The sequence below is a fragment of the Rhodospirillaceae bacterium genome (assembly GCA_040219235.1).
GTDB lineage: Bacteria > Pseudomonadota > Alphaproteobacteria > Rhodospirillales > Rhodospirillaceae > WLXB01.
The window spans coordinates 517,412-530,817 of the sequence record JAVJSV010000016.1; the positions used below are offsets into that span (position 1 = coordinate 517,412).

A 13,406-nucleotide genomic window follows, 5' to 3' on the forward strand; every position below is an offset into this window, starting at 1 on the left:
GAAAGCGATCACGCAGATTCAGTTTCGAATTTGCGTGACCGTTCTTTCAGATTATCTCTCAGATTAGACAACAGGCCGCACGCAAACAGACCTTCTACGACAAGAAATCCAGGCGCCATAAAAATTTGTAGGATATTGTCCGTCAGTGCTGGCCGCCGACCTTCAAACATATGACCGATCAGTTGTAAGACCCAACCACTGACGAAACATGACCCAGTGACAACCCATGCAAAGCCTGCCTCTCCTTGCGCAAGACTTTCTGCATACCAGAGCATGGGGATATGGATAACTGTAGCCACAATGCCCATCATCGGAACAGCCACCAGATACACCAGCATGACGAAGGCAAGAAACACAACCGCCAGCGTTACGTTTATGCTTCCGATCTGACCAAACGAAATAAACGAAAATGCGATAAGAATAGAAAAGACGATTAACGGGACGCCGAAGAAATGCGTCGCACAGTTTCTCGTATCTTGGTGATAAGCTGTATACATCGCCATCTGTTCATAGAACCAGCTCCGCATAACAGACTCCTCGCCGCCATTGATAACAGCAAACAGTATGCAGCATGCTCCCAGCGACACAAAGCTGAACTCAAACTCAACTTCGCGATGGGGGTAGCTCTGCAGACAAATTGCCCGCTATGCTGGGCTGATTAGAACAATTTCTAAGCGTCTTTCGGAACATCAGCCAATGCAGAGCGCCAGCCGTTCACCGGCAGCGAGGCATCATTGACGATCCGAAGCGTCTTCATCAACGCAGCAGAGTTTCTGACCGCTTCCGCCATAACCGCGCCGACATCTTCACGAGATATAACACCGGTTTTAATCTCGGTTTCAGGCTGGAATTGAATACCCTGGGTGCCGCCTTCATAGTCGCGCAGTCCACCTGGGCCAACAATGGTGTACGCTAGGCCGCTATCGCGGAGGTAATGTTCAGCCTTATTCTTCCATCCCATACCTCGAAAGCGCTCGGCCAGCTCGGGTTCTGAATCCACGCGTCCCGCTGACAACGAGGTGATCATCACCAGTTGCTGAGCACCTGTGGATTTTGCCAAGTCGATGAGATTCACATTGCCCTGATACTCAACCGCCTCAGGGCTATTGGGACCAGTCGTCTCAGTCGCTCCTAAAACGGATATCACACGGTCAATACCCTTAAATGCCTCAATAAGGCTAGAAGGATCACGTACATCACCCTCGACCCATTCGGCATCGGGCGCACGCTCTTTGGCACGGTCAGGACTGCGGGTTAATCCGCGCACCTGCGTGCCAGAGCGGATTAAATCTGCGACAACAAAACGACCGGTTCGCCCCGTTCCGCCGGCAACCAGTACTCTTTCACGCGATTGGGCAGCCCCATATTTTGGGGCCGCCCCGGTCGCCGTCAGTCCAATCGCTATAGTGGCTTGGACAAACCGTCTGCGTGTTGTCATTCGCCCTGACCAGGAGCCAATGGCGGCGCTTGTGCTGCGTCGGCCGGTAAAGCGGCAAAATCATCACGCCAACCATCAACTTCACCTTCTGGATCGCCTGCAATCTCAATAGTTTTGTTGGCCGCGTCCTTGTTACCGACTGCGGCAACCAAAACTTTGGCAACGTCAGCCCGTTGAATAAAACCGGTTTCTAGACCGCGTGGTCCGGCCATCTTGATCCCTTGCTTACCGCCTTCGTCTGTACCTAGTCCTCCAGGGCGCACAATGGTATAGGGCAAGTCGCCGTCACGGAGGTAGTCTTCTCCAAGCCACTTCCACATCTGGACATTGTCACAAAACTGGTTCAACGGTTGGTCCGGTAAGCCAGCCCCTATGGAGGATGTCAGAACAAAGTGCTTTATGCCTTTGTCCTTAGAGATGCCGGCCATATTGACCACACCCTGAAAGTCTACGTGACGCGCAGAACTCGGGCCACCTGGATCAAAGCAGGATCCGCCTAACGTAGAGATCACATAATCCGCACCATCAAAGGCTGCCCGAATATCATCAAGAATACGAGCATCCATCTTGATCCAGGTGAAACCATCTTCGCCTTTACTCTCTGTTGCGCGTTCGACGTTCGTTGTGGTGGCGCGCACTTCATACCCTTGGGCAACGGCTTCTTTAACCGTTTCCCAGCCGGTCGCTCCGGTCCCGCCAACAACAACCACCAAATCAGCGGCCCAGCTGGACGTTGTCATGGCCACGGCAGCCAATGCCGATACTGAAAGTGTTTTAAACATGTGTTTCTCCATCCCTTTACTTAGTTGAACTTACTCTCGTAGTTTGAAAATAGACCATAATTTACTGAGCCGCAGCGGGCTGTGTAATGCCGTCCGGGTTGTCGGATTGGCGCTTTTCTGCCGTCTTGCCAAGCCAGATGGAAACACCACACCACACCGCGGCGACACCGGACCCAACCAGCGCGATTTGCGCCAGCCCAAAGCCGGCCGACCTCAAGCCATTCTCAATCCAGATATTAACCAGATCAGCACCCCGGTAAACGGAGGTATCGATCACGTTCTTGGCTTTATACTTGCGGTCGCGATCAACCACCGTCCACAACATTTCGCGGCCCGGACGTGTCAGCGCGAAGTTGCCTGCCCTGCGAATAACCTGGAGTGACAGGATCATCATTAAGACCGGGAACGCGCTGAGCGAGAAGAAGGCAAAAATCATAAACGCGGGCATGCAAGCCAAAAGGAAGACCAGGCCCCAACGCCCGGCTAGTCGAGACGTGACAAACAACTGGGTAAAGATCGCGAGGCCGTTGACAACCCCATCCACAATGGCATTTACGGCATAGCGTGCTTCGCGTGTTTCAAACGCGGCCCGCACCAAATCAACCTGTGCCACGTAGAAGATGGTCGAGATGAACGTATACAGACAGATAAAGACTGCAATCGCCAATAAGTAAGGGTCTTTTATCAGTGTGGAGAACCCAGACCAGGATGAGCCGCCAAGCTTTTCCTTGGATGCTTTTTGGCTGAGGTCTTCGGTATGTCCGCTATCGGTGTGATGGGTTAAGTCGCGGATGCAAATGAGGGTAATGGACAGAACAATTGCCGCAATGAGCAGCATGTTATCTACGCCGACATTGCTCACGATTGCCGCCGTTGCCAGCGGACCGAGTGCTGCACCGGCGCTGCCACCAGCGGCAACAAAACCAAACAGGCGTTTTGATTGCTCTTTGCTGTAACGATCTGCAAGGAAACTCCAGAACACTGAGACAACAAACATGTTAAAGACGCTGAGCCACACGTAATAGACACAGGCCACGACGGTACTAACCTTGACCTCTCCGAGAACGACCGGCCAAACATTCATTATCGGGGCCGTCATTGTGTCCGCGCTGCCAAGCGGATATTCGCGCATCAAAACGTAGAAAATGCCAATATTGAAGATGAAAAATGCGTAGATCCACGGCAAACAGGAAGAAATTTTATATCGTGAGACAACCCAGCCGAAAATGACCGCGGCAAGCGTGGATGCGATAAATGTACCCGTCCACAACCACTTCAAATCCTCAGACGCGACCTCGGAGGCCAGCGCATCGCGCAACGGCCGCATGGTGTAGTAGCTGGCCATGAGACAGAACAGGTACACAAAAGAAACGAGAACTGCCCGTAGCTCGTGGCTTTCAATTTTGGCAGTCTTCTTGAAAAAGTTATCTAAGGCTGAAGTCATTGGAAAGGCCCAAACAGTCTGAAAAGTTCGTTCGAACTATAGACAGATTGAGCCCCTCAGCACGAGCCCCTTTTGAGCACAACCATGGCGTGGTCGCGCTTTTTTTGATCCAGCTTTGGAGGCCCTTTTTAGGCTTTTGCGCGGTCTTTGCCCGAAAGCCGGGCCAGCGCCCATATTCCGGCCCATACAATACCCCCAATTAAGAAAACCAGGAGATACTCGACCAGAGGCACGCGCGGGACTTCTTCAATGGTTTGCCATCCGCGGCTGCCATAAACGACCCCGATCGCCCCCAGATAGGCCGCAATAAAAGCCCACCTAAGCCAGCGGCTGAGACCTAAACCATGCATCTGAGTGATGATAAACATGGCCAGGAACCCAAACATAAACTGCCCCCACTGGCCGTTGGCATTCATCAGAGCGACAATTGTGCCGTGAATGACGACAAAAAATTCCAGGCTTGTCGTCCAGTATTTGTTCACATGAGCTCGGGTAAACATCAGGCTGCCCTGCAGCATGATCATGCAAGTGTAAAACGTACCTACGAGATGCCCCACACTGGTTTCCATGGGGTGATACCAGAACGTGTAAATGGCAGCCCATGCAAAAATATAGCCGTGATACTTGCGCATCGCCCGGCCCGGCTCATTCAAAAAACTGACTGATTTTCCAAAGGCGATGCCGCGGCGCTTGTTTTCCATGATGAGAACCATCACTAGCAGGAGAATGACTGATCCTTGGGACGACATGATGTGAGTGTCTTGTGCTGTGCCATCATACCAAATGTGCGTCTGCAACAGATGCAACAACACAAAGCCAGCGTTGGCCGCCATCGCGATCACATTAATGGGGTGCAGACCTTTGGTGTAAGAGAGCTTATTATTTTGGGCGTAATAAATCATGCCCCAGATCGTTACTTGATGGAGAATGTAACCGCCCCAAGCCGTCGCCCGTGACCAAAACGTTGGGTCTGGAAGTTTCCAATAATAATGAGCAAATCCTGTATCAGGGGCAAAATCAATCTCGGGTAACAAGGGCTTTAGGATATAAATCAGAGCCGTATACGCGACACAAAAAGCGATACCCAGTGGCAAACCCCAAGAACTATTTAAAAGGCCACTTGATTTGCCCGGAAGTTGATCTGGCGTGGTTTCAGTCATCGTCCAACCTTAATGTCAGCCCATACAGCCCTCAGTGTTGCTCGGGCGGGTTCAGAATTCTGAATTCTATACTAACCCACAGCAAGGGGTCGTTGCAGGGACGCTAACGAAAACCTAACCATCAGGCGGCTAAGATGGCGTCAGGCCACACAGAGGCAACCGTGCCACCTCGCCGCTCACAGCGCATACCCGGCTCAGAGCCAAGCACATAACCTAGAATTCAAGCCGGGCGCGTTATTCTATCGATCTCTTGGTCCACCTCTGGTGTTGGACGCCATTCAGCTGCTTTCACGTTCGCCTCAAGTTGCTCCGGACGCGAGGCTCCGGCAATGACGCTGGCGATATAAGGTTTGCTCAACAACCACCCGAAGGCAAAGTCGAGCAACTCGGCACCAGACGACTCAGCAAGGTCGCTCAGTTGCTCAATCTTGGTAAAGCGCTCGTCGTTCAAAAACCGCTCAGCGAGATCTGGTGACCGGGCTGAAAACGCCGCCATGCGCGTACCCTCTGCGGGAGCCTCGCCGCGCGTGTACTTGCCGGTGAGCGTTCCGCTTTCAAGGGGGAAATAAGGAAGCACGGTTTGGCCAAGCTCCACACAAGCCGGAACCAGTTCAGCTTCAATACCACGGGTCAGCAGGCTGTAATGGTTTTGCGCCGTGACATAGCCGGCCAATCCTTCGTCTGCTGAAATTTTGGCGCACGCGCGGGCCTCTGACGCATTGAAATTTGAGTGGCCGATATAACGCACTTTGCCCTGTTGAACGAGATCATCCAAGGCCCGCAACGTCTCCTCCATCGGGGTTACGCCGTCAGGGCGGTGATACTGATAAAGATCAATAACATCCGTGTTGAGACGGCGCAGGGATTGTTCGGCGGCATACATGATCGCTGCACGTGAGCCACCGCCGTCTGGCGCCGGGCCACTGCCCATTGCCCCGCCGAACTTGGTAGCAATGAGCACGTTGCTACGTCGCGCGCCCAATGCCTGTCCGAGGTATTCCTCCGAGGCCCCGCCACTATAAACATCAGCCGTGTCAAACAAGGTGATTCCCAGATCGACCGCTGCATGCACAACCCGTTCCGTGGCCACAGCGTCGAGCCGCCCGCCGAAATTATTACAACCAAGCCCAACGGCTGAGACCACAGGTCCGCCTTTTCCCAGTGTCCGGTTTGTTTCAGCCGCACGAGGGGCTTTACTAAACGCGGGGATAACGGCAGCAGCGGCGGCAATTTTGATAATCTGACGTCGTGATGTACGGGGCATGGTGAACCTCTCCTGAATTACATTTATGGCAGTTTATCGCGATTGAGCCACCCTGTAACGAATTTTAGAAGCTGTGTGCACGCTAATGCCTATGCGGAAATGCTTCCACGAAAAGCACTAGGGCAGATTGCAAATTGCCCGCAGACAATGGCAAGTTAAAGGGATATCAAACTGATAGATTGAGTTTCATCATGATGACTTTCTGGAAAACCTGTAGCCAGATAGCTTTCGCCGGCTCGGCTTTATCTATGCTTCTGTTCCTATCTGGGCACTCAGTTCTTGCCAGCAACAACTCACCTGAGGAGGTTTATGAGGGGCGTTCGAATAACCTCCAAAGTCTTCCCGAGAGTGCGATCAGCACAAAACAGATCACACTGGTCGTCTCCTTCAATCTTGAATACGACCCCAATAGCATTGAAGCCGAGCAGTTTCTGAGAACCTGGTATGAAGCGATCTCCGCCCTTCCCGACGATGTTGATCTTGAAGTCTTCAGACAGGTCGCTCCGAGCCAATTTCAATACGCCGTATCACTCACATTTAACAATTGGGAAGAGTACAGGGCGTACGAATCCAGACCGGAATTTCTGCAATATTACTACGAGCACTGGAAGCCTCACGTGATCGAAGCGGAGGAACGGGTTTACCTAGGTGAAACACTTAACAACTAGCAAACTATCTCAAATCACTTGGAGCTAATTTGAAGGTTTTAACGCGGTGAACTCTTTACAAACTCAACTAGTTCGCTGTTAAACCGTTCGGCTGACTCAACAAACGGAGAGTGTCCAACACCTTCGAAGCGAGAAATGATTGTCTGTGGCAATGTGGTTTGGAAAGCGGCTGCCATCGGTTCAGTAACCGATCCGTCATTCACGCCATAAGTAAGCAAGATCTCTGTGTCACTTAATGATCTAGCGAGATCCTTATTATCAATCTTTCGTCCAGCAAGCGCCCGGCGTACATAGGACGGTGTTAGCATCGTTACCATCAGGGCATCCTCCTGCCAGGTGTCTCCCAGGTCAGCTTCGGTCAGAAGGGGAACAGAGAATCTTACGGATGCTAGGTTTTCTTCAATATCGGGCGACTGTTGACGAGATTGGTTGGTAATCATTTGCCGCATCAGTTCTACATCGCCTGGTTTTGGATCTTCAATACGGTCAATAAGGGCAGCCGTGTTGGCAACCAAATTGATGGCAGGGATGTTATCCGTGCCGTAGTGACGCACATAATCCAGCAAAACAAGTCCGCCATAAGACCACGCCACGATGACTGGTTTCTTTAGCTTTTTCGCGGCGATAACTGCGGCGACATCATCCGCCCAGAGTTCACTGTCGTTATAGTCTTCGACCGTCCAGGGTTTGGCCGAATTGCCATGGCCGCGCAAGTCGAACGCCACCATACGAAAGCCCTGCATTTCGTCCGCGTTAAGCTGATCCCGCCAGCTCAGGTAGCTTTGGCTGACACCATGAATAAATAGAATTTCTGTGCCGTCCTTAGACCCGGCTTCGACAACATTGAGAGGTATACCTCCACCGCCAGTAACTTCGGAAAAAACCAGGTCTGCCGCCTGTGCCAAGGCCGCATGGGTGACGAAAAAAAATGTGACAAGAATGGAAATCATGTACGTCATAGGTCTTCGTTTTCCTGGCTCAGGCTTAGGCCCATGCCCATGCCCATGCCGCGTATGAGTGTGTTGGGGATGAACGAATGGTCCCACTTGTCGGTTGTAAGTCCCAGCCGCAGGATCACGAGGTCGAGCGCGGGGCTGACCCACATGACACGGTTGCTGCCGCCTTCCATAAAAAACATGTCCTTGGCCAGAAACGGCTCTGATTGAAAATGACCAATGCCCGTGCCTTCGTAAACTTCACGAATGCCTGCGCCATTGTTGCCGGTCCAGATATGCAAGCCATACGGCGGATAGTGTTGTCCTGCCGCTGTCATTTCTTTAACCCAGCCCGCAGGGAGAATCTGCTGTCCCTGGAATGCGCCGTCGTGTGCCAGCATGTACCCCAAGCGCGCCCAGTCTCTGGGGGTGGCACGGAAACAACACTCCATGTGTGCCCGGCCGCCAGCATGTTCGGCATAAAAACTACTGAATGTCGCACCCAATGGCTGCCAGAGGCGTTGATCAAAATACTCATGGGGTGGCACGCCCGTGGCGCGCTCCAAAACAAGCGCCAATACAATCGAATTAGCGTTTGAGATATTGAAAATCGTTCCCGGTTCATCGGCCAATTGAAACGACACGGCTGTGGCCGCGATATTCGGCCCCCATGCCAGCCGGGTTTGTTTGTTGAGTGGGCTCGGACCAAAGGGCGGATTTTCCAAGCCGCTTGTGTTTTCCAGCAGATGGCGTACCAGAATGCCGGAGCGGGCATCATTTCGCCATTCCGGCACGTATGTGCTCACCGGCTCATCAAGGGAAACATCACCGTTCCCGACCGCAAAGCCGTACAGTATGCCGATCAAAGACTTAGTCATGCCCCGTCCGCTGTAGGGTGTGTTTTCATCAATGCCGTTCCAGTACTGCTCAAGCAGAACACGGCCTTGGTGCACCACCACCAACGCTTCAGTGTTTCTCATCCCGGCCCAGGCCGACACGTCTTCTAAAGCGCGCTCAGTTTCAGGTGACAGGTTTGGCGGAATGGGAGGAAAAAAGTCAGTCGGCTCACGCTGAACGTCGTACGTCGGGGTGTAGAAAGAATCAGGCCACTCCCCAGCATTCTCTGGCTGATTGAGAAACCGGTCGATATAAACCCATTCATCAGATGCAACGAGCGCAATCCCGAGAACGGAGAGAAGTATACCTACTGGCAGCAGGACGTACTTTTTCATTAATTGTTGGTCTCGCCCCTTAAAACGCCTTCGGGATTGTCCAGAATGTCAGGGTGATGAATGCTGGTAAGGCGCAACCATTCTTCGGGCATCTCGCTCAAACTGTTGCAGGTGGCGCCGATCCCACTGGACATAGTGTGTCCTTGAACGTCGCCCATTTCCATCCAGGGGCGCCAGCTGGTCGCCGCGGTATAAGATAGCTTTGCAGAGGCGGCGGTGACCTCAGGGTCTAAGAGTTCATCCAGTTCACCCTGCCATATGGCTGATTCTTTATAGAAAATCCGGGCTGCATTAGGGTCTGTGGGGAAAACCCGGCCATATTCTTCTGTCTGTATCCAAACGGTGTTGCCGTCGATCACGGCAGGTCCGACGGATCGCTCAAGCTTGACGTCTCCCTTAGGGGCGAAGGCGGCAGTGGTTTCTTCGCCCTCTTCACTGACAACGCCTTCTTCACCGGTCGCCAATTCTGATATGGCGGTTTTCGCACCGATTGTCACAACGGCCGGCCCCGCCCGGTAAAGCGGCACTTTGACAATCTTGCCGGTTGCCGGCATCGCCAAGGTGTCGAGAAGTTTACCGGTTTCCACGTCAAGGTAATAAGTGATCTCAACAAGATTGATATCGAAGGTGCCGTCGCCGTTGTCGCGTGATGTGCTGATGCTTCCCGCCAACAGAATAAGCAGCGGCGTGATCTCTCCGTCAATGTACGAAAATCGTTTGGCTTCAAGCCAGCCGCTTCTCAGCCCGCCGTCCGTACTGGATCGCATCTTTCTTACTGCTTTGACGAGTTCAGCATCACTGCTCAACATATCTGGGTTAGGCATTTGTGCAGACGCTTGATTTGAAACGCCGACTAAGCCTGAACCCGCGAGACTTAATGCGCCGAAAGCCCGTCTGCTAAAGGGTTTGTTTGGGGGGAATTCACTCATCGTTTTGGCGCCCTTCTAGACAGCTGTCGACCAAGAAGGCAGCACGCTTTTTTAACGATAGCGTTTTCTTTATGCCAGCCGCGGCCGGTGATGGGAGGGAAAGTGGGTGTGGAAGAGATGGCCTCTTCCACACCCGTGTTCCAAGTTTTTGTGCGTACTTCTGGTTTTAGAAGTTCGCGGACAACGTCACACCGAAGGTGCGTGGCTCTGGCAAGGTAAACTGGAAGCCCAGTGTACCCGTCAAGAAGCTGCCGGTGGTGCGCTGTGCAGCCAGCACAGAGTCATCATTGGTGGCGTTCTCAACCCAAGCGGTAACGCTGTAGCGATCATTGCGCCAGCCACCGCGAAGATTGTGCAGCACTGCAGACTCTGTTTTGGCCAGGTTGACCGTCCACGTGTAGGTTGAAGACTGATACCACGCATCCCAGCGTGCGAACCACTCGCCATCCCCACTACCTAAGTTGTCGGCAGGCATATTGAAGTCCACAGCAAATGTCGCCGAATGTTTCGGTGAACGCGGCACTTTGAACCCACTTGCATCGGCATCGCCGAAGACTCTGGCATTAACAGCATCTTGATACACTTTGATATCGGTATCGAGATAATTATAGGTCGCGCTGACAAGCCAGTTGTCGGTAAGCGCATAGTTTGAGGCTAACTCAAAACCTTTAATATCGGTGCTGCCGTTGCTGTCGTAGTCAATCTGCCCACCGAGACGGTCAGACCCCAGAATGAACACGCCATCACCGTTACTGTCGACGTTTCTGGTAAAGCCACGGAAGCGTTGATTGCCCCATTCCATGTAGTAGATGGCACCGTTTAAGGTCCCTCTACCATCTGGGAAGCTGTACTTGGCACCGATCTCATAGGCATCAAGAGATGCCTGCTCGACCAGGTAACCAATGCCTTCCGCAGCGAAAAACGCCGGGAAAGCAACAGTGGGCTCCATCTGGATGACTTCAGGATTAAAGCCGCCCGGGTTGTTGCCCTTTGCATAGCTGGCATACAACAAGGTGTCGTCATTCATTTTGTAGTCAACGATCACACGTGGCAGTTCAGCTTTGAATTTGCCTTCCACGTCAATTGAGGCCCCGCCAAACTGCTGACGTGTCCCAATCGGATCATTCGGATCAGTCGGCATCGCTTCCTGAATCAGTGCACCACCGTTCGCAAGCGTTTCTTCTTCATAGCGGAACTCGGCGCTGACGGTCAGCTTTTCGGTAATATCATAGGCCAAGCTGCCAAAGAGGGCTTTATTTTCGACCTCATCGGTCACGCCCGGATTAACGCCAAACAGGCCAGGGCCGCCTCTTCCACTGCCGAGGCAGAATGGTCCGTTACCTGGGCAGGGGAAGCCAGAAACGCCATCCTTGTTGTAGGTCACGTCGAGATAGTAGGCACCGATCATCCAACGCAGACGATCTTCATCAGGCGAAGCCAAACGCAGCTCTTGGGAAAAGGACTCATCCCGCCATTTCAGATACACCAGAATTTCATCTGAGAGGAGTTCACGTAATTCTTCTGTGCTTTCGGTGTATTTGCCCGTTATTGAACTCAAGGTGTAACCAGAGCCACCAAGATCCCATTCGATATTCAGGCTGGTGAAGTTGGTATCGCGATCAAGGCCCAAATCACTCTTAATTGAGGTGTCTTCCAAGGGCGATGTATCGATGGAAATGCCGTTGGTGACCAGGTCACGCGACAGACTTCCGCAGTAGTAGGTAGCCGTACCAGTGCCAAACGGTCCACAATTGTTGCTCTCGCCTTTGGCCAGAAACTGAACAGCCAAACCATCGTCATCTACGGTCGTGATATGGTGCAGTTTGATCGAGATGTCTTCCGTCGGTGTGGCGTACAGCGTGATGCCACCGGCAGTTGTTTGCTGAGCACCCAGGTCACCGCCTGAGGGATGCTCGTTTTTCCAGGCCCCATCGTAGGTGTAGTACCGACCGGACGCGCGGATGAACAGCTTGTCCTCGATGATTGGACCTTCCATGCTCAGCCACGTATCTGATCGGCCATGGTTGCCGAGAATCGTGCTCACTTCGCCGCCCCAGTCATTGCCGGGTGTCTTAGAGATAAAGTTGATGGCACCGCCAAAGGTCGCCCGGCCGAAGAAGGCACTCTGTGGGCCTTTGACCACTTCCACGCGCTCGATGTCATTCATAGATAGCCACTGGCTCGTGCCCGGCAAATAAACGCCGTCGACGAACGCAGAGGATGTTTGCTTGTTACGCTCACTTGACGGTGGGTCGATGCCACGGAAGCGGATCGCCGGATTGTTACGGTTCGCCGTGTGGTTGCTCATCTGCACACCAGGGATGAACTGAATGATGTCTTCAACATCCGTGATCGCTTGGTTTTTCAATTGATTGGCACTGAAAGCCGTGACGCTCAGCGGAATGTCCTGAATTGACTCAGCGCGCTTACGCGCGGTGACCACGATTTCTTCTAGCGCAAGGTTTTGCGCTAATGTTTCTCCGGCAAAGGCCGTTAATGCGACTGCACTTGTAAGTGTAGCGAAAATATTCTTGCTAAGCATGCTTAGCTTCCTCCCCAATGGTTTTTGGTCTTTAAAACAGATCGGCAGTTAACTTTAGTCGTATAACGAACGTAACATAACGTTAAAATCAAAAAAATGTGATTATTTATCCAATGCTTTCTCTAGGACTAACTATACAAGAGTTTTATATTAGATTTCCGCAGCAGTGCGCCAGGCCGCTATAAACGCCAGTTTATATCATATTTTTCATCTATCCTCGGCACAGTACGCACCCCTGGAATTGTAATTTTATTATCGCCGATAAGTATTTCTTATCATTCACTGAAGGTTTAATCAGGGTAACGAACCCTCAGACGCGCAAATGCCTGCCTATTTGGTATTAACCAATCAGGGCGGAGTGCCCCGTTTTGATCGGGAGTGGCGGACCCAGCAGGACTCGAACCTGCAACATCTCGCTTAGAAGGCGAGTGCTCTATCCAGTTGAGCTATGGGTCCGTGATAGTGAAACGCACTCTTTAAGAGCGCCCTAAATTATACGGTCAAAGGCGAAGTTGTCGGCGTAGGTTTTAGCGCGAACAACCCGCTCACGAGGTTCCATAAGGCGATACGTCAAACCCTTACGCTTGGCATAGGCAATCGCGTCTTCCTTTGAGGAAAACCGAAGCTTGAGCTGCCTTGATGTATCGTGGGAACCAGACCATCCCATGAGAGTGTCTGTCTTTAGGCCATCGCTAGGTTCAAACTCAAGCACCCACTTCCGGGTGTTCGAGCGACCAGATTGCATAGCCGTCTTGGCCGGCTTGTAAATGCGAACTGTATGACTCATCGCACTACCCTCGTTGATGCACGGCCTCTAAAATAAAGCCACTTTATATGGTCGGGGCGAGAGGATTCGAACCTCCGACCCCCTGGTCCCAAACCAGGTGCGCTACCAGACTGCGCCACACCCCGACACTGCGTGTTATCTACGGGTCGGAACGAGTTTTGGCAAGCATTCTGGTGAATTTACAGCATCTTTCCTTTCATTGACCCCAAACCACAAACACTGGCA

12 protein-coding genes and 2 tRNA genes are annotated in these 13,406 nt (G+C 52.3%); 1 reads left to right on the forward strand and 13 read right to left on the reverse strand.

Going from position 1 to position 13,406, the window contains the following annotated elements:
- Positions 1 to 8: 8 nt before the first annotated feature.
- From RIC29_17055 to RIC29_17080, 6 genes are all read right to left on the reverse strand, one after another.
- Positions 9 to 527 (reverse strand): DUF962 domain-containing protein, encoded by a 519-nt coding sequence (locus tag RIC29_17055; protein MEQ8736635.1) that lies wholly within the window; start codon positions 525 to 527, stop codon positions 9 to 11.
- A 143-nt stretch (positions 528 to 670) separates the two neighbouring features.
- Complete coding sequence (locus RIC29_17060; GenBank protein ID MEQ8736636.1) at positions 671 to 1,438, reverse strand: SDR family oxidoreductase; 768 nt, start codon at positions 1,436 to 1,438, stop codon at positions 671 to 673.
- Positions 1,435 to 2,220 (reverse strand): SDR family oxidoreductase, encoded by a 786-nt coding sequence (locus RIC29_17065; protein MEQ8736637.1) that lies wholly within the window; start codon positions 2,218 to 2,220, stop codon positions 1,435 to 1,437. Before RIC29_17065 ends, RIC29_17060 begins: the two co-directional genes overlap by 4 nt.
- 61 nt (positions 2,221 to 2,281) lie before the next feature.
- Entirely contained in the window at positions 2,282 to 3,664 is a 1,383-nt protein-coding gene (locus RIC29_17070; protein MEQ8736638.1) for an MFS transporter, read from the reverse strand.
- 128 nt (positions 3,665 to 3,792) lie between these two features.
- On the reverse strand, positions 3,793 to 4,824 hold the full coding sequence (locus tag RIC29_17075; GenBank protein ID MEQ8736639.1) for a hypothetical protein: 1,032 nt from the start codon (positions 4,822 to 4,824) through the stop codon (positions 3,793 to 3,795).
- Positions 4,825 to 5,044: 220 nt separating this feature from the next.
- On the reverse strand, positions 5,045 to 6,088 hold the full coding sequence (locus RIC29_17080; protein MEQ8736640.1) for an aldo/keto reductase: 1,044 nt from the start codon (positions 6,086 to 6,088) through the stop codon (positions 5,045 to 5,047).
- A gap of 248 nt (positions 6,089 to 6,336) precedes the next feature.
- On the opposite strand from RIC29_17080, the gene RIC29_17085 reads away from it, so the two are divergent.
- Entirely contained in the window at positions 6,337 to 6,756 is a 420-nt protein-coding gene (locus tag RIC29_17085) for a hypothetical protein (protein MEQ8736641.1), read from the forward strand.
- Between the two features lie 38 nt (positions 6,757 to 6,794).
- On the opposite strand, the gene RIC29_17090 is transcribed toward RIC29_17085, so the two are convergent.
- From RIC29_17090 to RIC29_17120, 7 genes are all read right to left on the reverse strand, one after another.
- On the reverse strand, positions 6,795 to 7,715 hold the full coding sequence (locus tag RIC29_17090; GenBank protein MEQ8736642.1) for an alpha/beta hydrolase: 921 nt from the start codon (positions 7,713 to 7,715) through the stop codon (positions 6,795 to 6,797).
- Positions 7,712 to 8,923, reverse strand: a complete 1,212-nt coding sequence (locus tag RIC29_17095; GenBank protein MEQ8736643.1) for a serine hydrolase — start codon at positions 8,921 to 8,923, stop codon at positions 7,712 to 7,714. Before RIC29_17095 ends, RIC29_17090 begins: the two co-directional genes overlap by 4 nt.
- Positions 8,923 to 9,852 carry a DUF1838 family protein gene (locus RIC29_17100; protein MEQ8736644.1) on the reverse strand — a complete coding sequence of 310 codons (930 nt, stop codon included), beginning with the start codon at positions 9,850 to 9,852 and terminating at the stop codon, positions 8,923 to 8,925. The genes RIC29_17095 and RIC29_17100 overlap by 1 nt, the downstream gene beginning before the upstream one ends.
- 166 nt (positions 9,853 to 10,018) lie before the next feature.
- The gene (locus tag RIC29_17105; protein MEQ8736645.1) at positions 10,019 to 12,394 is read right to left on the reverse strand and encodes a TonB-dependent receptor; all 2,376 of its coding nucleotides are present in this window, start codon (positions 12,392 to 12,394) and stop codon (positions 10,019 to 10,021) included.
- A 379-nt stretch (positions 12,395 to 12,773) separates the two neighbouring features.
- Positions 12,774 to 12,850, reverse strand: a tRNA-Arg gene (locus tag RIC29_17110).
- Between the two features lie 31 nt (positions 12,851 to 12,881).
- Positions 12,882 to 13,181: an ETC complex I subunit gene (locus RIC29_17115; protein ID MEQ8736646.1), complete on the reverse strand. Its 300-nt coding sequence runs from the start codon at positions 13,179 to 13,181 to the stop codon at positions 12,882 to 12,884.
- A 48-nt stretch (positions 13,182 to 13,229) separates the two neighbouring features.
- Positions 13,230 to 13,306: transfer RNA gene (locus tag RIC29_17120), tRNA-Pro, on the reverse strand.
- Between the last annotated feature and the right edge of the window lie 100 nt (positions 13,307 to 13,406).